This window comes from Bradyrhizobium sp. WCU1 (assembly GCF_053474805.1).
This window is the reverse complement of record NZ_CM130280.1, coordinates 2,264,114-2,281,605: the sequence shown is the minus strand read 5'-3', so window position 1 is coordinate 2,281,605 and position 17,492 is coordinate 2,264,114. Positions and strand designations below refer to the sequence as shown.

Below are 17,492 nucleotides of genomic sequence, written 5' to 3'. Positions count from 1 at the left end.
GACCATGGATGACACCATCAAGCACGTCGCTTCGCCGCTCGCGCGCCAGACCCTGCTCGACGGCGATCTCACCCGTCCCGTCGCCGGCGGACGTTCGATTCCGCTGCTGCCGTGGCTGCAGGTGATCAAGATCGGCGGCCGCTCCATCATGGATCGCGGCCATGAGGCGATCCTGCCGATCGTCGGTGAGCTGCGCGCACTGCTGCCCGAGCACCGCATGCTGATCCTGACCGGCGCCGGCATCCGCGCCCGCCATCTCTACAGCGTCGGCCTCGACCTCGGACTGCCGGTCGGCTCGCTCCAGCCGCTCGCGGCGAGCGAGGCCGGGCAGAACGGCCATATCCTCGGCTGCTTGCTCGCGCCGGACGGCGTGTCCTATATCGAGCATCCGACCATCGCGAGCCAGCTTGCGATCCACCTCTCCGCGTCGCGCGCGGTGGTCGGCAGCGCGTTCCCGCCCTATCACCATCACGAGTTTCCGAACTCGCGCATCCCGTTGCACCGCGCCGACACCGGCGCGTTCCTGCTCGCTGATGCGCTCGGCGCCGCCGGGCTGACGATCGTCGAGGATGTCGACGGCGTCTACACCGACGATCCCAATGGTCCCGAGGGCAAGAAGGCCGAGCTGCTGCGTGAGACGAGCTTCGCCGATCTCGCCAGGCTGAAGGGCACGCTGCCGTTCGATCCCGCGCTGCTCGAGGTGATGGCCAATGCCAGGCACATCGAGCGCGTGCAGGTCATCAATGGTCTGGTTCCCGGCCGGCTCACCGCGGCGCTGCGCGGCCAGCATATCGGCTCAATCATCCGCACCGGCGCGCGGCCGGCGTAACACGAGCCGCAGACTCTGCTTCACCTCTCCCTGTAAGAATGGGGCGAGGGAGTCGAATGCCGCCAGAGCGATTACTTGATCGTGGCGTGCACGGTGATGACGGAGGTGCCGGAGGCCTTCGGCCCTTGACCCGTCGCCTTGATGGCAAAGCTGTCATTGCCCTTGTACTTGGCTTTCGCCCGGTACTCGAAGGTCGTCGCGTTGATCTTCTTCAATTTGCCATAGGCCGGCTTCTGCGAGATCGACGAATCCGTCACCGTGCCGCGGATCCCGATCGGGATCTGGCAGCTTTCGCCTGAGGCGATATCGATATCGCCGGTCGAGTTTTCGCCCCAATCCGCCAATGTCGCCGACATCGAGCATTCCGGTATGAGCTGCGCGGCGGAGGCCGGCGTGACTCTTGATACTGCAAGGATGAGCGCCACTGCGGCGACCACGATACACGGTTTCATGCAAGGCCCACTGCTGAAGGTTTTCGGCGCTTGAATCCTGCAACGCGGGAGCAGGGCAGGCAAGGGCTTCGCCGCACCCGAGCGGCATGTGTTGAAATGCTTCGAGGCTTGTTGTGTCGCAAGACGCTACCGCTGGCTCGCTTGAGGTTTCGACCTTGCGCCGGCCAGCGCCGGGGGGACCGCCAGGAGCAGGCAAACCGATTCCACCAGCAGCTCATGTGCGCGGTCGACGATGTCGTCCAGCGAACTCGTCTTGGCGAACATCGCCTGGGCTTCCGCCAGCAACCGCTCTCGCGTCGGGACGCTGGGCAGATGCAGGTCGGCACGGTGCTGCAACAGAGCAAGCGCCTCCCGCACCGACAATCCGGTTTCGTGCACCGACGTTCTGATGGCCTGCGCGATGTATTCGGGATTGAAGCGGCTGGCGAGCTGTTCGGCCGTTCGCTTGACCACGCGCGATCCCAGGCGCTGCTCGTTGCGGAGCACCTGCGCGGGCGGCGCCTTCAGCTCCCGGACGATGCCGAGCCAGGACAACGCCACCAGGACATAATAGGTCGCATCGATCTCCCACCACCGGAAGCCTTGCCGCGCACTGCTCTGGTAGGCGTGATGATTGTTGTGCCAGCCCTCGCCCATCGTGAACAGGGCCAGCAGCCAATTGTTGCGGGAGTCGTCGCCCGTCACATAGCGCTTGCGTCCGTGAGCATGCGCAAGCGAGTTGATGCAAAACGTCGCGTGATACACCAGCACCGTGCTCCAGAAGAAACCGACCACCAGTCCCGGCCATCCGGCAATCAGGAAGCACAGGGCTGCGACCACGATCGCCGGCAAGACCTCCAGCCTGTGCAGCCACATCAACTCCGGATAGACGGCAAAATCCGAAACTTTCGTCAGATCCGTTGCATCATGCTGTCGATAGAAGATCCAGCCGACATGACTGTACACGAAGCCCTTATGCCGGGGTGAATGCACATCGTGCTCGGTATCCGAATGAAGATGGTGATGCCGATGTTTCGCGGCCCACCAAAGCACGCTTTTCTGGGCGCTGCTTTGGGCAAGGAATGCCAGGATGAATTGAAACGTCCGGCTCGTCGCGTAAGCCCGATGCGAGAAGTAGCGATGATAGCCGGCGGTGATCGCAAACATGCGCAGCCAGTACAGCGCGACGCAAATTGCGATCGCCTGCCATGAGACGCCGGTCCAGATCGCCGCCAGACACCCCGCGTGGACCAACACAAACGGCAGGACCTGCGGGTACATGATGTCGTCGTGCTGGTCTGGATCGATATTGGTGGACACGCGCGTGACCTCAGTTGCTTCGATGCGCGGGCCGCCGGGCAGGGCGGCCTTTGCGCGCTGTAATAGGTAGAACCCCACAGCCGGTAGACAAGTCGCGGGGTCGCGAAACCAGAGGCTCTGCTAGTCTATCGGTCGTCAAAGCAGCATGGCGCCGATTGCCGCAGCTCATGCCGCGCGCAGATTTTCCGCTGGATGGGGACACCGGCGCTACTCCTTCTTCGCCGTCAGTCCGTCGACCATCGCGCGCGTCAGTGTCGCGATCTCGCTGCGCAGCTGGTCGATCGGCACGGCGATCAATTTGTGCTCCAGCCCGAGCGCGACCATGCCGTGCACGGCGGAGAACAGGCTGCGTGCGGTGACGCCGAGCTGCGCCGGCGAGCGCTGCGGAAACAGTGCTGCGAGCGGCTTGTAGATGTGGCGGAACAATTCCATCTGCTCGGTGATCGCCCATTCCGGCACCGGCTTGCCGGGCTGCATGCGATGCTCGAACAGCGCTCGCCACAGTTCGAGATTGTCGGCGGCGAAGTCGCAATAGGCGACCGCGATCCGCACCAGCATCTCGCGCGGCGCCGCCGCTCCGCCGATCTCCGCCAGCGACAATGAGGCATCCAGCCGGGCCAGCGTGCGTGAGCCGACGCGCAGGATCAGCTCGTCGACATCCTCGACCAGATTGTAGACGCCGCCATTGGCGACACCGATTTCCTGGGCCAGTTCGCGGGTTTTCAGGCCGCCGAGGCCCTTTGCCGCAATTGCCCGTTCCGCCGCCTCGATCAGCGCTTCGCGTAGTTTTGCTCGTCGTTCCAATGCCTTGGACATGTTTCACCCGTCGTTAACCGCAACCTTGAGCGTCGCTCAAATAATACTTGAGCAATGCTCATTATATGGTACAAGAGATTCATGAGCGATGCTCATAACAGGGAGCGACCAAATGTTCAAAACCGTTTTGACAATTTTCCGCGGCAGCGTGGCGGCAGCGGAAGAGGAACTGCAAGACCGGACCGCGCTGGTCGTCCTCGACCAGCAGATGCGTGATGCCGCCGCCGCCGTCGACCGCTCGAAGCGGACGCTGGCCCTCGCGATCGCCGGCGACGCGCAGGAGGGCCGCCGGCTCGACGCCACCAACACCCGGATCGCCGATCTCGAGGTGCGCGCATCGGCGGCGCTCGAGGGCGGCCGGGAAGACCTCGCGCGCGAAGCCGCGCAGGCGATCGCCAACCTCGAAGCCGAACGCGATGCCGCGATGACCGCGCGCACGCTGTTCGCCACCGAGATCACCCGGCTGAAGCGCCACGTCGCCAATGCCGAGGCGCGCATTGCCGAGCTTGATCGCGGCCGGCGCCTCGCCCGCGCGTCCGAGGCGGTGCGTTCGCTGCGCCGGAGCGGCATCGAGGCGGCGCGGCCCTACGAATCAACGCTGCCGGAAGCGGAAGCGACGCTGAAGCGGCTGCGCGAGCGGCAGATCGAGATCCAGGCGGCCGACGACGCGCTGTTCGAGATCGATACCGCCTCGGGACCGGTCGTCGTCGCCGAGAAGCTCGCGGAGCAGGGTTTTGGCCCACGCATGAAATCGACGGCCGACGACGTGCTGGCGCGGCTCAAGGCCAAGCGCCCGCCCGCCGCCTGAACCTCTCGCCTGCAACTGAACCAACATCAAACCTCGCAAGATCAAGGAGACCACCATGAACCAGACGATCCAACCCCACAGCAGCGGCTGGGTGACCTTCACCTACGCATCCTTCGCGGCTTCCGCCTTCCTCGTCGCCGTCGGCGTGTTCTTCCTGCCGATCGACCTCTGGATGAAGGGCTATCTCACGATGGGCATCGTGATGCTGGTGCAGACCTGCGTCACGCTGACCAAGACGATCCGCGACAATTACGAGAGCGGCAAGTTCGTCAACCGCATCGAGGATGCCAAGGCCGAGCGCCTGCTGATGGAAGTCTCCAAGGCGGCGTGAGCTGGAGGCATGCGAAGCGGCGGGTGTCTTGCACCCGCCGCTTTCGTTGTTCGGACCAACTTGTTCCGTTTCCGGAAGGCCTTGTTTACCCTGCGGCGAGCAGCGTCAGGTTGCGCTCATGGCTCCTTAACAGGGGCGAGTGCAGAGATCGCGCCCGAGGGACAGAGAGAAATGGCGTCCACCGACAATCCTACGCCGGCTTCGCGCGGCAGCTCGGGCTTTGCCAAGGTGCGCGCGGCCTTCGACGGCCTGCGCAACCATGCCGGCTTCTGGCTGAAGGCACTGTCGCAGCCGACCATCGATCTCACCTTGCGCACCCAGGCCGGCCAGCGCACCCGGATCGTCGAATCCCCCGGCCTGTCGCTGCCCAAGGACGAACTCGACGCGCTGGTCGGGCAGCTGCGCATCGTCGCCGCCAAGACGCTGCCCGAGGAGAGCCTGACCTACGGCATCTTCTCCGGCGAGCCCGAGCGGCTGTCGCGCGCTGTCGTCACTTTGATCTCCGAGGAAGACACCGGCCGGCCGATCGCCTTCAATGCGCTGTCGGTGATGGACGTGCCGCTCGACGGCGAGCCCGTTGAAGTGACCCATCTCGGCCTCGTCATGGTCGATCCCGATGTGCGCGGGCAGGGGCTGTCCTGGGTGCTTTATGGCCTGACCGCGCTGGTGCTGTTCGCCCGCGACGGCTTGCGGCCGAAATGGATCTCCAACGTCACCCAGGTGCCGGCGGTGGTCGGCATGGTCAGCGACACCTTCTCGGATGTATTCCCGTCGCCGCTGCCGGGCGCCCGGCAGAGCTTTGCGCATCTGCAGCTCGCGCGGGGCATCATGGCCCGGCATCGCGCGGTGTTCGGTGTCGGCGAGGAGGCCGGCTTCGACGAGGCGCGCTCGGTCATCACCAATGCCTATACCGGCGGCTCGGATGCGCTGAAGAAAACCTTCGAGATCGCACCGAAGCATCGCAATGCCGTCTACAACGAGTTCTGTGAGCGCGAGCTGGATTACGGCCGCGGCGATGACGTGCTGCAGCTCGGCCGCGTCGATCTGGCCGGCGCGCGCCGTTACATCATGAGCGAGGTGCCCTCGGGCTCGCTGCCGGCATTGCTCGCGGCGTCCGCGATGCTGGCGCTGCAACGGCTGGTGTTGCCGGTGGTGTACTGGCTGGACGACAGCCGCGCCTTCGGCACGCTGCGGCCGCGCCGGCAGGACAGCGGGGCGGTGCGATGAACTTCGACTATTACTCCTTCACCGGCCGCAACATCGGCTTCATCGACGAGCACGAGCAGCAGCTGTTGCGCCAGGCGCGGGTGTTCGTCTGCGGCGTCGGCGGCATGGGCGGCGCGGCCTTCATGGCGCTGGCGCGCGCCGGCGTCGGCCGGTTCGTGATCGCCGACATCGACCGCTTCGAGGTCTCCAACCTCAACCGCCAGGTGTTCGCCTTCGCCGACGAGGTCGGCCGCGAAAAGGCGGCGGTTGCCGCGGAAGCCGCCAAACGCATCAACCCGACCATCGAGATCGAGGTGCTCGGCGAGAACTGGACCAGCGAGCTCGCCGGGATCGCCGAACGCTGCCCGGTCATCGTCAACGGCATGGACGACATCGCCGCCGGCGTGCATCTGTACCGGACCGCCAAGCACGCCGAGGCAACCGTGATCGACGCCTATATGTCGCCGCTGCCGTCGGTGATCGTGGTGCGCCCGCGCGATCCGCGGCCCGAGCAGCGCCTCGGCTTTCCCACGCTCGGCAAGGACTGGACTGACATCACCGACGACGACCGCCGCGCCGCGATGCGTGCCGAGATCGAGCACGTGATGCTGCATTCCTCGTCGCGCAACTATGTCGACCTCGCGATCGCCGGCGAGGTCGCGGCCGGCCGCCGCAGCCGGATGTCGTTCGCGCCGATGGTGATCTCGACCGGCATGCTGATGGCCTATGAGGCTGTCGCGCTGATCCTCGGCCGCAGCTCCGGCACCGATTGCCGCGGCTGGTTCCTCAATCCGCACCGGCCGGCGATCGAGAAGCCGCGCAACGCGCTGGTCGCGGCCCTGATGCGTCCGCTGGTGCGGCGCGCGATCGTTCAATTGACGGGCGTCGCATGACCTCCGGGGTGATCGCCGATTCCATCGTCAATCTCTGCGGCGCCATCGGCGTCGCGGTGGCGATGATGACGTTCTATCGGCGCGATCCGAGGAGCCCGCTGACCCGCCGCCTGCTGCTCGCGCTCGGCGTGATCGCGACCCTGTTCCTCGACCGTGGTCTTGCGTGGTGGAGCGGAAGCTTCGTGCTCGATCGCCTCTCGGTGATCCCGGCCGCGCTGATCCCGCTCGGCGCGCTGATCGTCACCGAGGGCATCCTGCGGCGGCACGCGCCGCGCCCGGTCAAGATCGCGGCGCTCGCCGGCGGCATCCTGCTCGGGCTCGGCGGCACGTTCGGGCTGCAGCGCTTCGTGATGCCCTATGCGATCACGCTGGCGCTGTTCCAGCTCGCAGGCTTCGCCACCTGTGCACTGCTGCTGGCGACGCGCGACCGCGCCGCGCTGATGGCCTCCGAGAACCGCAGCATCGGCCGCATGGCGGTCGGCGCGCTGGTGGTGATCCCGTTCATCCTCACCGATTTCCGCACGCTGTTTCCGGACATCCCGGTGCGGCTCGGCGCGCTGGGGGCACTGCTCACGGTCACCGTGATGCTGATTGCTGGCGGCGGCGCCGAGACGCGCCGGCATGGCCTTGCCATGATGGCGCTGCGGCTGATCTCTTCGGGCCTGCTCGGTCTCGCTGCCAGCTTCATGGCGCCTGATGTCGATGCCGCCCAGATGGTCCGGTTCGTCGCGGTCGCGATCGCCGGCGTCCTGACCATCGGCCTGATGACGGACGCGCTGCGGGCACTGTTCGAATCCCAGGAGCCGGGCGTGCTCAACTCGGTCGCGGCGTCGCCGGCGCAGACCCGCGAGCAGCTGATCGCTGAGCTCGCGCGGCATCCGATCTTCGAAAGCGCGCGGCGCTTCCGTGAAGACGAGCTCGGGCCCTACGATCCGCCGCTGCTGCGCGACTTCCTGTCGGCGCGGCGCGTGCTGCGCTCGTCCGAAGCGCCGTGGGGATTGGTGTCGACCGACCCGGCCGCCGAGCGCATCGTGTCGCTGATCTCGGCCAACAACGCCTCCCACGTCATCGTGCTCGGGCATGATCCGCTCGACCTGATCGTGCTCGCCGTGCCGGTGACCGCGGCCGATCCCGCCACCGAAACCGCGCTGGCGCTGGTGCGGCGGCTGCTGGCGCTGACCCCGGAGGCCAAATGACAACAGAGATCCGCGAGGGCGACCGCAAAGCGGCCTTCGACGCCGCGCTCAATGCCTATGGGCCCGACAGTCTCTACGTGCCGCCGCTGTGGAGCGATTTCGACCGGATGTTCGATGCCGCGAAAAACCCGTTCGTCACCGAGGGCCATGGCCGCTATGCGCTTTTTTCAGCGCATCGCGACGGAAAACCGGTCGGCCGCATCGCCGCCTCGATCCACGACGCCTCAAACCGCAAGCACGGCACCCGTCACGGCGCGTTCGGCTTCTTCGACTGCATCGACGACGTCGAAGTGGCCGATGCGCTGCTGCGCGCGGCCGAGCAATGGCTGTCGGCGCGCGGCATGAGCCGGATTGCCGGCAATTTCAATCTGACGGCGATGCAGCAGATCGGCGTCGTGACCGACGGCTTCGACCATGCGCCGTTCACCGACATGATGTGGTCGCCGCCGCATATCGCGCAGCACCTCGAACGCGCCGGTTACTCCGCGACCTTCCCGATGACGACGTTCGAGATCGCACTCGATGGCGGCAAGCCGGAGCAGCTGCTCGGCGACAAGCAGCGTGCGGTGCTGGCCGATCCGGATTTCGTCTGGCAGCCGATCAAGCGTTCCGCCTTCAAGGTGCGGCTGGAGGATGCGCGGCTGATCCTCAATGACGGCTTTGCCGACAACCCGATGTTCGTGCCGCCGACCGCGGCGGAATATCTGTTCCAGGCCGGCGACATGATGTGGATCATCGACAAGCGGATTTCGACCGTGGTCTATCACCGCGGCCGTCCCGCCGGCGCGATCATTGCGATCCCCGACCTCAATCCGCTGATCAAGGCGATCGGCGGCCGCATCGGGCTGACCGCGCCGTTCAAATTCGTGCAGCATCGCATGATGAACACCCGCGCGGTGCTGATCTATCAGTCGGTCTGTCGTGACCTGCACAATCGCGGCCTCAATGGCGCGATGCTCTACCGCACCGCGCTGGCGTTGCAGCAGGCCGGCTACCGCACGCTCGGCGGCACCTGGATCGCGGACATCAATGCTCCGTCGCTGCGCCAGGTCGAGAAGGCCGGCGCCCGGCCGCTGCACCGGCTGCACCTGTTCACCAAGCGGCTGGCTGCGGCATGAGCGAACTGACGCCCGATCTGCTGCGTGAGCTGGTCGCGGAGGCGCGGCTGGCGCCGAGCGTCCACAATATCCAGCCGACGCGCTGGCGCTTGCTCGGCGACGGACGGCTGGCGCTGGTCGACGACACCGGCGTCCGCGCGCCGGTCGCCGACCCCGCGGGACACGATGTGCTGGTCTCGCACGGCGCGGCACTGGAGGGCATGAGCCTCGCCCTCAACCGCCGCGGCCTTGCGATCACGGCCATGACCACCATCGAGCAGCCGCTGTCGCCGCAATATGCCCTGCTCTGCAGTTTTGCGATCAGGCAAGGTGTCGCGCCCGATCCATTGGCCGGCCATGTGGCGCACCGGATGTCGTGGCGCGGCAAATTCACGAAGTCGGCGGATGATCCTGCGCCGCTGGTGCAGCTTGCCGTCGCGCGTGACGATTCGATCTGCATCTGCCATCGCCAGACAATCACGGAGATCGCCGGTTGGGCCGACCAGGCCGAATTCTCCTTTATCCACGGCGACGACTACCGGGCCGAGCTGCTCGGGTGGATGCGGCTGTCGCCCGGTCATCCGCACTATCAGCTCGACGGACTCAATCGCGACGTGCTCGCCATGAACGCGGTCGAGGCCACGGCTGCCCGCTTCGTGCTCGGCAGCCTGTTCAGGCCGCTCGATCGTCTCGGCCTCGCCGCATCGTTGCTTGCCGACCGCGCCAAGACCGCCTCGGCATCGGCGATCGTCCTGTTCTGTCGTCCGGTCGGTGAGGATCCACTCACGACGGGGCGGCATTTCTATCGCAGCTGGCTGGAGATTGACCGCGCCGGGCTCGCGGCATGCCCGATTTCGGCGCTGGCAGATCATCCCGACTTCAACGAGCGGCTGCGCAAGCTCGGCAAGGTCGGTGCCGACCTGCGCCTCGTCAACGTATTCCGCGTCGGCCGGCCGGAAAAACTGCTGAATCCGCGGCATTACCGGATGCCGGTGGATCGCTTGATCGTCTGATCGGTACCCCCTGTCAAAGCTTCACGCGGCCGTGCTAAGAGGCGGCCCGCAAACCAATGACCGGTGGGATGATGTCGAAGCAATCGTTGCGCGAGGAAGCGGAACGCCTGATCCGCGAGACCATGGAAAAACGGAACCTGGTCATCAAGCAGGGCACGACCCGGATCGAGGCGGTCTGCGGCAAGTGCGGCGCGCCGAACCGGGTGCAGGCGGAGAAGGGTCAGACCCGCGTCAAGTTCACCTGCAAGAACTGCGACCACAAGCAGGAAACGCTGTAGGACGCTTCCGTCGTCATTGCGAGGAGCGGAGCGACGAAGCAATCCATCGTTCCGTGCACGCTGCAGCATGGATTGCTTCGCTCCGCTCGCAATGACGCGCCGCGTAGGATGGGTGGAGCGCAGCGATACCCATCATCTCGCCGCGCTCAGCAGAACGAACTCGGTGAGGCGCTGGTGGCGCAGCCCGAGACGCCGGTCCGCGTGCGGGCGAATTAATCCGGACGCGGTGACGTCCCCCGCAGATTCATCCATCGTCGTCATTCCGGGGCAGCCCGAAGGGCTGAGCCCGGAATCCATCGTGCCACAAAGCCTGCGGCCCGATGGATTCCGGGCTCGCGCTGCGCGCGCCCCGGAATGACGAGAGCATCAAGTGTGCAAGGATGGGTGGAGCGCAGCGATCCCCATCAAATAGCGGACCGCAGGAGAGGTGATGGGTTTCGCTGCGCTCCACCCATCCTAAGATTCTCTTCCTACTCCCCTTTCGCGAAAGCTGCGAACGCGTCGCCGTAATCCTTGTGCCAGCGCGACAGCGGCGGGCGGTTCTCGACGATGTCGCCGGCGGCCCACAGGATGCGGCGTTCGTCGAGCGCGCGCGGCACATCGTTGTCGGGGCAGAGGATGTAGAAATCGCCGGCCTCGAGCCGCTCGATCATGAAATCGACGGTCTGCTCCGCGGTCCAGGCGCCGGCCGGCTTCTCGGTGCGGCCGCGCGCAGTCAGACCGGTGAAGACGAAGCCCGGGATCAACAGATGCGCCGTCAGCTTGCAGCCGTCGGTGTTGCGCAGCTCGTGCTGCAGCGCCTCGGTGAACGCCTTCACGCCGGCCTTGGAGACGTTGTAGGCGGGATCGCCCGGCGGCGTGGTGATGCCCTGCTTGGAGCCGGTGTTGATGATCAGCCCCGGCCGGCCGCGCTTGATCATGTTGGGCACGAAGGCCTGGGTGCCGTTGATCACGCCCCACAGGTTGACGCCGAGGATGCGCTGCCAATTGTCCGCGGGTCCGAACATCGCGCTGCCGGGCTGGATGCCGGCATTGTTCATCAGGATGTCGGTGCCGCCGAACCTTTTCGCGACGCCGGCTTCGAGCTCCGCAACCGCGTCCGCGCGGCTGACGTCGACCGCCGCCGTCATGATGTCGGCCGCGCCGCCCGGCGCCGCAGATGACAGTTTTGCCGCGGCCGCCTTCAGCCTGTCGTCGCCGAGATCGGCGATGCAGACCTTCATGCCGGCCTCCGCAAATCGCAGTGCGGCAGCAAGCCCGATGCCGGATGCCCCTCCGGTGATCACGGCAACATGATTGGCTGATATCACGGGGTGCGGCATCGTCGGTCTCCGGACACATATGTGGCTGAGGTTCTAAATCATCGTACCATGCAGGCAGGCGCATGGGAGGTTTTCATGCGCGCCACCCTCGACAACGCTCGCCTCGCTTTACGGTTTCGCGGCCGCGCTGTAGAATTCGGGATATAACGCTTCCAAAACACCTCAGCCGACAATTTGACAGGGAGTGCAAACATGGCTGTTTCGCAGGCAGTTCCGATCACGCGCCATCCTTATGCCGACGGCTCCTACAAGAAGATGCTGATCGACGGCAAATGGGTCGACGCCGCCTCCGGCAAGAAATTCGAAACCCACAACCCCGCCACCGGTGAATTGCTCGCGACCGTCGCCGAGGGCGACGCCGAGGACATCAACCGCGCGGTTGCGGCGGCGCGGCGCGCCTTCGAAGGGCCGTGGAGCAAGGTGAAGCCGTTCGAGCGGCAGAACATGCTGCTCAAGCTCGCCGAGCTGGTCGAAGCCAATTTCGAGGAACTGTCCCAGCTCGACACGCTCGACATGGGCGCGCCGATCAGCCGCACCCGCGGCAACCGGCTGCGCTCGCTCGGCATGCTGCGCTATTACGCAGGCCAGGCCACCGCAATCCACGGCGAGACCATCGAGAACTCGCTGCCCGGCGAGATCTTCTCCTACACGCTGAAGGAGCCGATCGGCGTGGTCGGCGCCATCATCCCCTGGAACGGTCCGCTGACTGCCTCGATCTGGAAGATCGGCCCGGCGATCGCGACCGGCTGCACCGTGGTGCTGAAGCCGGCGGAGGAATCGCCGCTGACCTCGCTGCGCATCGGCGAGCTCTGCATGGAGGCCGGCATTCCACCCGGGGTCGTCAACGTCGTGCCGGGCTATGGCGAGACCGCGGGCGCCGCGCTGGCATCGCATCCCGATGTCGACAAGGTCGCCTTCACCGGCTCGCACGTCACGGGGCAGTCGATCATCCGTGCCTCGGCCGGTAACCTCAAGCGGGTTTCGCTTGAGCTCGGCGGCAAGTCGCCGGACATCGTGTTCGCCGACGCCGATCTCGATGCGGCGGTGCCGGGAGCCGCGATGGCCGTGTTCGCCAATTCGGGGCAGATCTGCAGCGCCGGCACGCGCCTGTTCGTCGAGCAGAAGGTCTATGACGAATTCGTCGGCCGCGTCGCCGAGTTCGGCAAGAAGCTGCAGGTCGGCAACGGCCTCGATCCCAACACCCAGATCGGGCCGCTGGTGTCGCAGCAGCAGATGGACCGCGTCTCCGGCTATCTCGACATCGGACAGAAGGAGGGCGCCACGGCACTTGCCGGCGGCGGCCGCCTCACCGAGGGCGCGCTCTCGAAGGGCTATTTCGTGCAGCCGACGGTGTTTGCCAATGTGCAGGACAACATGCGCATCGCGCAGGAAGAGATCTTCGGCCCGGTGATCTCGGCGATCTCGTTCAAGGATCCGGACGAGCTGATCAAGCGCGCCAACGCCACCACCTTCGGCCTCGGCTCCGGCGTCTGGACCACCAATGTCAGCAAGGCGCACCAGGTCGCGAAGGCGCTGCGCGCCGGCTCGGTCTGGGTCAATTGCTACCAGGCGATGGATCCGGCGGTGCCGTTCGGCGGCTACAAGATGAGCGGCTACGGCCGCGAGTCCGGCAAGCAGCACGTCGAGGAATATCTCAACGTCAAGGCGGTCTGGATCAAGACGGGCTAGCGCCTGAAACAAGGCGCATATCCTCGCTCACCGCTGTCATCGCCCGGCTTGCCGCCTCCGCTAAAGCTTCGGCGCGCCGAGGTCCGTGGCCTCGTCGAAGCCTTGGCGAAGACGGGACCGGGCGATCCAGTACGCCGCGGCTCCTCGATTCAAGCGCAGACGTCTCTGGAATACTGGATCACCCGCATGCGCATGCGCGGGTGATGACACTGAGCAAGCCCCTCATCCCGGGGAGCCTGCCGAAGGCGGGCGTTCCGAAGGATGGCCGCGATGGCATTGCCGCGAAATGCGATGAACCTTGTCGCCTGTGGGGGCACCCGGCGAGGGCACATAATTTCGGAATATTAGAAATATACCCCTGAGTTGCCCGACGTGTCAAGTTGCGTTGTCGAGCGCCGGCCGCCACCGGCTCCTTTGCATGGGGTTGTTTTCGATATTTTCGAAAGCGGGTCCCTGCGTTGACCGCCGGTGCACTCACCGCCCTACGGCCTTCTTCGGCTTGCCGATGTCGCTGCGCAGCGCCTCGAGCTCCTTGCGCACGGCACTCGCCGCGTCGCGTTCGATCTTGCGGTAGCGCGCCACCAGGGAGAGGCCGAACGGGGTCAGCACCGCGCCACCGCCGTTCTTGCCGCCGGTCTGCCGCTCCACCGCCGCCTGCCGGCAGATGCGATTGATCTCGTCGACCAGGTCCCAGGCGCGCTTGTAGCTCATGTCCATGGCGCGGCCGGCGGCTGAGATCGAGCCGCATTCTCTGATGTGTTCCAGCAGCAGGATCTTGCCCGGCCCGATCCGGTCCTCGGCATCGAGGTCGATGCGGACGCTGAGGGAGGGGAGCGATGAGGCGCTCGATTTCGACATGGGAGACCTTCTCTCGGCAACAGATTGCCACTACCTCCTTTCATGAACAAGATGAACCCGTTAGATAACGGGCAATGACATAAGATTAATTGGGGTAGGCATGACTTCTTCGTCGCTGTTTTCACCGCTCAAGGTCGGTCCCTACGAGCTGAAGCACCGTGTCGTGATGGCGCCGCTGACGCGGATGCGGGCGGCGCGGCCGAGTCTGGCGCCGCGGCCGATGAACGCGGAATATTACGCGCAGCGCGCGACAGAAGGCGGCCTGCTGATCGCGGAAGCCTCGCCGGTGGTCGCCACCGGCTTCGGCAATCCCGGCGTCCCCGGCATCTACAGCGAGGCCCAGATCGCGGGCTGGCGCGAGGTGGTCGATGCGGTGCACGCCAAGGGCGGCTTGATCTTCCTGCAGCTCTGGCACGTCGGCCGCGTCTCGCACTCCTCGTTCCAGCCTGACGGTGCGCTGCCGGTGGCGCCGTCGGCGGTTGCGATCCCCGCCGAGTTCAAGTGCATGACGGCGGACGGCAAGGTGGTCGAGTACGAGACGCCGCGGGCGCTGGAGACCGCCGAGGTCGCGCTGATGGTCGAGGCTTACAGGCAGGGCGCGAAGAACGCGCTCGCCGCCGGCTTCGACGGCGTCGAGATCCACGGCGCCAACGGCTATCTGATCGAGCAGTTCCTGCAATCGAAGAGCAATGTGCGGACCGATCAGTATGGCGGCTCGATCGAGAACCGCGTCCGCTTCCTGCTGGAGGTGACGCAGGCGGTGACCGAGGTTTGGGGCGCCAACCGCGTCGGCGTCCGGCTGTCGCCCTACGGCATCGCCAATGGTAGCGGCGAGGCCGATCCGATGCCGCTCTACAGCCACGCCATCAAGGCGCTGGACAAGTTCGGGCTCGCCTATCTGCATTTCATCGAGCCGCGCGCCTCGGGCACCGGCCGTGCCGATGTCGATTGGAAGGATGTGCCGTCGGCGATGGTGCTGTACCGGCCGATGTGGAGCGGGGTGCTGATCACGGCCGGCAATTTCGTCGGCGACAGCGCAGAGCGCGCACTTGCCGAGGGCCATGCCGATGCGATCGCGTTCGGCCGCTACTTCATCTCCAACCCGGACCTGCCGCGCCGTTTGCAGCGCGGCTATCCGCTGACCAAGTACAACCGCGCCACCTTCTACGCCGGCGAGGAGAAGGGCTACACGGATTATCCCGTGCACGACGAGCTGGCGCAGGCGTAACTTCGTCATTTCGTAGCCCGGATGGAGCGCCGAGATGTTTCCGGACGACGAGTTCGAGCCGACCAAGAAGCCCAAGCCGGTGGCGCTGGCGAAGCCTGCGGTCGGTCAATGCCTGTGCGGCAAGGTCCGGTTCGAGATCGACGTGCCGGCGCGCTGGGCCTGGCACGACCACACCGCCGCCAGCCGCCGTGCGCATGGCGCGGTTTATGCGACCTATGTCGGCAGCTGGAAGAAGCGCTTCCGCATCACGCAGGGCGAAAGCGAGCTGTCGCGCTACGAGGATGCGAAGAGCAAGACCGCGCGCAGTTTCTGCGCCAATTGCGGCACGCCGATTTGCTACGAACGCGCGCGGTCGCCGCACATGGTCAACATCCCGCGCGCGCTGTTCTCGGGGCGCACCGGCCGGCAGCCGCTCTACCACATCGCGATCGAGGAGTTGCAGGAGTGGGCCTACACCGGCGAGCCGCTGGTGCCGCTGAAGGGCTATCCGGGCGTGGTCTGGCAGCGGTCGAAAAAGAAGAAGCGCAGTGAGCGCGAGGGGATGTTCTGATGCATGATCCGGAAAAGTGCGAAGCGGTTTTCCGAAAAGATCATGCACAAAAGAACGCGAACTGCGCTCGTCAGCTTCCGGACAGGACGGCTGCACGGAAACGCGGGCGTTGTCAGTGCTTCACGTAGATGACCTCATCCGTTCCGGCGTATTCCTCGGTCCATCCTCGCTTGTCCACGAGGAACCTCTTCAGGGGTTCGTGCGCCTTCACCCAGAGCACCGTGTCGATCTTGTATTTGTCGAGGACGGCATCCCAGGCGGGCTCGTCGATCTCCCATTTGATCAGGCTGAAATAGTCGCGCAGCAGTTCATCGGGATAGGCAGTGGCTGAACGGCCATCGATGAACACGGGCACCGTACCGCGCGTGTAGAAGATCAGGAGTCCGCCGACGTTCCAGTGGTTCAGAAGCCGTGCATGCGGAAAATGCGTCTGCAGATAGCGCGCATCCTGCTCTGACAGCAGCTGCGGAAGCGCGAGCGCCGGTTTGACATGGATCAGCGTCAGCGGCAGCGCGCACATTCCAACGATCCCGGCCACCAGCAACGAGGTTTGCACCTTGAGCTCGTTCAGCTGCTTGGGCAGCAGCCGATCCAAATGCAGCGCCAGCGGCACCGCCGCGAACATGAAGAAGAACGACATGTATCTGTATTGACAGAATCCCAGGAGCAGGAACAGCCAAGCCAGCAGCCGCGACTCCAGAGGAACGCTCGAAGCCGTGGGGTGGCGGAGCTCGAACGCGACGAAGATGGCGATATAGACGATGCCGGGAATGCTCCCCGGCATGGTGAAGTTGTCAGCGTAAGACCACCACTCGGTGATATGCGCCTGCGCAAAGTGGCCGAGCGTGGTCGCGACGCCGTCATAGATATGCCAGCCAAGCGGATTGATGAGGACCGCGACGAGGCAACCGGCGACCGCAAAACTGTAGATCCTGAGGCCAGCCCAGTCTCGCTTGAGCACGGACACTGCGCCAAAAAAACCAATGAGCAGCAGCCCGAGCATGAAGCCGCCATGCAGATTGGCCCAAAGCACCATCATCACGGGCAGCAGGAACCATCGGGTTCGCTTCAAGCACTCTGCGTAGAAGATGACGCAGAACACCATGGTGGGCGTGTTTGGCGACGCCGAGAGATAGGAGTTCGGGGCTGTCGCAAAAGCCGGGTAAAGCAGGCAGGCGGCCAGAACGGAAATGCCGACCGCGAGCGCCGAGGCGCCGCTGCCGAGGCAGATCGATGTGAGATATCCGGCGATGACAGCGCCACACGCAACGATCGACAATGTGAGGCCGGTATATCCCGTGTATTGAAACACGACGCTGGCGATCACGTCCCAGAGCCAGGAGAGATTATACCATTGTCTGTCGCCGAGCGTGAATGACCACGGATCCTGGAACGGGATGCTGCCGCGTTCTCTGATCAGGTCTCCCGCCGCGAGGTGCCATCCCAGGTCGAGGTGACCGAGCAGAAGCGGCGCGTTTGCCAGGTAGTACACCGATGAGAACGCGATCACGAAGAGATAGATTCCCGGCTTCGCGAGCTTGATCGTTCCTGGTCCTCTCTCAAGCCTGGTGCCGTTCCAAGCCGTCAGCGCGTCCATGAATCAGTCCTGCGATCGAAGCGGGGCCTG

General features: G+C 65.3%; 18 protein-coding genes. 12 read left to right on the top strand and 6 right to left on the bottom strand.

The genetic code is table 11. The features are described 5' to 3' along the window. Positions 1-4: 4 nt before the first annotated feature. Positions 5-829, top strand: coding sequence for an amino acid kinase family protein (locus ACTUWL_RS10445; protein ID WP_021078433.1), 825 nt, complete (start codon positions 5-7; stop codon positions 827-829). A gap of 71 nt (positions 830-900) precedes the next feature. On the opposite strand, the gene ACTUWL_RS10440 is transcribed toward ACTUWL_RS10445, so the two are convergent. From ACTUWL_RS10440 to ACTUWL_RS10430, 3 genes are all read right to left on the bottom strand, one after another. Continuing rightward, on the bottom strand, positions 901-1,185 hold the full coding sequence (locus tag ACTUWL_RS10440) for a hypothetical protein (RefSeq protein WP_035650998.1): 285 nt from the start codon (positions 1,183-1,185) through the stop codon (positions 901-903). Between the two features lie 222 nt (positions 1,186-1,407). Next, positions 1,408-2,541, bottom strand: coding sequence for an acyl-CoA desaturase (locus ACTUWL_RS10435; RefSeq protein WP_106940420.1), 1,134 nt, complete (start codon positions 2,539-2,541; stop codon positions 1,408-1,410). Between the two features lie 246 nt (positions 2,542-2,787). After that, positions 2,788-3,396: a TetR/AcrR family transcriptional regulator gene (locus ACTUWL_RS10430; protein WP_021078430.1), complete on the bottom strand. Its 609-nt coding sequence runs from the start codon at positions 3,394-3,396 to the stop codon at positions 2,788-2,790. 112 nt (positions 3,397-3,508) lie between these two features. On the opposite strand from ACTUWL_RS10430, the gene ACTUWL_RS10425 reads away from it, so the two are divergent. The 8 genes from ACTUWL_RS10425 (at position 3,509) to ACTUWL_RS10390 (ending at position 10,218) form a co-directional block, all read left to right on the top strand. Further along, on the top strand, positions 3,509-4,204 hold the full coding sequence (locus ACTUWL_RS10425; protein WP_021078429.1) for a PspA/IM30 family protein: 696 nt from the start codon (positions 3,509-3,511) through the stop codon (positions 4,202-4,204). A gap of 55 nt (positions 4,205-4,259) precedes the next feature. Continuing rightward, positions 4,260-4,535: a YiaA/YiaB family inner membrane protein gene (locus ACTUWL_RS10420; RefSeq protein ID WP_021078428.1), complete on the top strand. Its 276-nt coding sequence runs from the start codon at positions 4,260-4,262 to the stop codon at positions 4,533-4,535. A gap of 171 nt (positions 4,536-4,706) precedes the next feature. Then, positions 4,707-5,762 carry a hypothetical protein gene (locus ACTUWL_RS10415; RefSeq protein WP_021078427.1) on the top strand — a complete coding sequence of 352 codons (1,056 nt, stop codon included), beginning with the start codon at positions 4,707-4,709 and terminating at the stop codon, positions 5,760-5,762. Continuing rightward, positions 5,759-6,634 (top strand): HesA/MoeB/ThiF family protein, encoded by an 876-nt coding sequence (locus tag ACTUWL_RS10410; protein WP_021078426.1) that lies wholly within the window; start codon positions 5,759-5,761, stop codon positions 6,632-6,634. The genes ACTUWL_RS10415 and ACTUWL_RS10410 overlap by 4 nt, the downstream gene beginning before the upstream one ends. Then, positions 6,631-7,830 (top strand): hypothetical protein, encoded by a 1,200-nt coding sequence (locus ACTUWL_RS10405; protein ID WP_021078425.1) that lies wholly within the window; start codon positions 6,631-6,633, stop codon positions 7,828-7,830. The genes ACTUWL_RS10410 and ACTUWL_RS10405 overlap by 4 nt, the downstream gene beginning before the upstream one ends. Further along, complete coding sequence (locus ACTUWL_RS10400; protein ID WP_021078424.1) at positions 7,827-8,948, top strand: hypothetical protein; 1,122 nt, start codon at positions 7,827-7,829, stop codon at positions 8,946-8,948. Before ACTUWL_RS10405 ends, ACTUWL_RS10400 begins: the two co-directional genes overlap by 4 nt. After that, positions 8,945-9,940, top strand: coding sequence for a hypothetical protein (locus ACTUWL_RS10395; RefSeq protein WP_021078423.1), 996 nt, complete (start codon positions 8,945-8,947; stop codon positions 9,938-9,940). Before ACTUWL_RS10400 ends, ACTUWL_RS10395 begins: the two co-directional genes overlap by 4 nt. A 71-nt stretch (positions 9,941-10,011) precedes the next feature. Then, entirely contained in the window at positions 10,012-10,218 is a 207-nt protein-coding gene (locus ACTUWL_RS10390; RefSeq protein WP_035651034.1) for a hypothetical protein, read from the top strand. Between the two features lie 470 nt (positions 10,219-10,688). On the opposite strand, the gene ACTUWL_RS10385 is transcribed toward ACTUWL_RS10390, so the two are convergent. Further along, positions 10,689-11,540 (bottom strand): SDR family NAD(P)-dependent oxidoreductase, encoded by an 852-nt coding sequence (locus ACTUWL_RS10385; RefSeq protein WP_021078421.1) that lies wholly within the window; start codon positions 11,538-11,540, stop codon positions 10,689-10,691. Between the two features lie 192 nt (positions 11,541-11,732). On the opposite strand from ACTUWL_RS10385, the gene ACTUWL_RS10380 reads away from it, so the two are divergent. Then, entirely contained in the window at positions 11,733-13,229 is a 1,497-nt protein-coding gene (locus ACTUWL_RS10380; RefSeq protein ID WP_021078420.1) for an aldehyde dehydrogenase family protein, read from the top strand. A 474-nt stretch (positions 13,230-13,703) separates the two neighbouring features. Here the strand turns inward: ACTUWL_RS10380 and ACTUWL_RS10375 are convergent, their stop codons facing one another. Beyond that, complete coding sequence (locus tag ACTUWL_RS10375; protein ID WP_021078419.1) at positions 13,704-14,087, bottom strand: winged helix-turn-helix domain-containing protein; 384 nt, start codon at positions 14,085-14,087, stop codon at positions 13,704-13,706. A 100-nt stretch (positions 14,088-14,187) separates the two neighbouring features. Between ACTUWL_RS10375 and ACTUWL_RS10370 the strand changes: the two genes are divergently transcribed. Both ACTUWL_RS10370 and ACTUWL_RS10365 read left to right on the top strand, forming a co-directional pair. Further along, positions 14,188-15,315, top strand: coding sequence for an alkene reductase (locus ACTUWL_RS10370; protein WP_021078418.1), 1,128 nt, complete (start codon positions 14,188-14,190; stop codon positions 15,313-15,315). Between the two features lie 34 nt (positions 15,316-15,349). Next, positions 15,350-15,865 carry a GFA family protein gene (locus tag ACTUWL_RS10365; protein ID WP_021078417.1) on the top strand — a complete coding sequence of 172 codons (516 nt, stop codon included), beginning with the start codon at positions 15,350-15,352 and terminating at the stop codon, positions 15,863-15,865. Positions 15,866-15,977: 112 nt separating this feature from the next. On the opposite strand, the gene ACTUWL_RS10360 is transcribed toward ACTUWL_RS10365, so the two are convergent. After that, on the bottom strand, positions 15,978-17,462 hold the full coding sequence (locus ACTUWL_RS10360) for a hypothetical protein (RefSeq protein ID WP_021078416.1): 1,485 nt from the start codon (positions 17,460-17,462) through the stop codon (positions 15,978-15,980). Positions 17,463-17,492: the final 30 nt, after the last annotated feature.

What these genes read in the sequence shown, in the direction of transcription:
- ACTUWL_RS10410 (WP_021078426.1), top strand. Translation starts at nt 5,759, where the DNA reads ATGAACTTCGACTATTACTCCTTCACCGGCCGCAACATCGGCTTCATC.
- ACTUWL_RS10385 (WP_021078421.1), bottom strand. Translation starts at nt 11,540, where the DNA reads ATGCCGCACCCCGTGATATCAGCCAATCATGTTGCCGTGATCACCGGA.
- ACTUWL_RS10430 (WP_021078430.1), bottom strand. Translation starts at nt 3,396, where the DNA reads ATGTCCAAGGCATTGGAACGACGAGCAAAACTACGCGAAGCGCTGATC.
- ACTUWL_RS10440 (WP_035650998.1), bottom strand. Translation starts at nt 1,185, where the DNA reads ATGTCGGCGACATTGGCGGATTGGGGCGAAAACTCGACCGGCGATATC.
- ACTUWL_RS10390 (WP_035651034.1), top strand. Translation starts at nt 10,012, where the DNA reads ATGTCGAAGCAATCGTTGCGCGAGGAAGCGGAACGCCTGATCCGCGAG.
- ACTUWL_RS10380 (WP_021078420.1), top strand. Translation starts at nt 11,733, where the DNA reads ATGGCTGTTTCGCAGGCAGTTCCGATCACGCGCCATCCTTATGCCGAC.
- ACTUWL_RS10425 (WP_021078429.1), top strand. Translation starts at nt 3,509, where the DNA reads ATGTTCAAAACCGTTTTGACAATTTTCCGCGGCAGCGTGGCGGCAGCG.
- ACTUWL_RS10365 (WP_021078417.1), top strand. Translation starts at nt 15,350, where the DNA reads ATGTTTCCGGACGACGAGTTCGAGCCGACCAAGAAGCCCAAGCCGGTG.
- ACTUWL_RS10435 (WP_106940420.1), bottom strand. Translation starts at nt 2,541, where the DNA reads ATGTACCCGCAGGTCCTGCCGTTTGTGTTGGTCCACGCGGGGTGTCTG.
- ACTUWL_RS10360 (WP_021078416.1), bottom strand. Translation starts at nt 17,462, where the DNA reads ATGGACGCGCTGACGGCTTGGAACGGCACCAGGCTTGAGAGAGGACCA.
- ACTUWL_RS10375 (WP_021078419.1), bottom strand. Translation starts at nt 14,087, where the DNA reads ATGTCGAAATCGAGCGCCTCATCGCTCCCCTCCCTCAGCGTCCGCATC.
- ACTUWL_RS10405 (WP_021078425.1), top strand. Translation starts at nt 6,631, where the DNA reads ATGACCTCCGGGGTGATCGCCGATTCCATCGTCAATCTCTGCGGCGCC.
- ACTUWL_RS10370 (WP_021078418.1), top strand. Translation starts at nt 14,188, where the DNA reads ATGACTTCTTCGTCGCTGTTTTCACCGCTCAAGGTCGGTCCCTACGAG.
- ACTUWL_RS10415 (WP_021078427.1), top strand. Translation starts at nt 4,707, where the DNA reads ATGGCGTCCACCGACAATCCTACGCCGGCTTCGCGCGGCAGCTCGGGC.
- ACTUWL_RS10400 (WP_021078424.1), top strand. Translation starts at nt 7,827, where the DNA reads ATGACAACAGAGATCCGCGAGGGCGACCGCAAAGCGGCCTTCGACGCC.
- ACTUWL_RS10445 (WP_021078433.1), top strand. Translation starts at nt 5, where the DNA reads ATGGATGACACCATCAAGCACGTCGCTTCGCCGCTCGCGCGCCAGACC.
- ACTUWL_RS10420 (WP_021078428.1), top strand. Translation starts at nt 4,260, where the DNA reads ATGAACCAGACGATCCAACCCCACAGCAGCGGCTGGGTGACCTTCACC.
- ACTUWL_RS10395 (WP_021078423.1), top strand. Translation starts at nt 8,945, where the DNA reads ATGAGCGAACTGACGCCCGATCTGCTGCGTGAGCTGGTCGCGGAGGCG.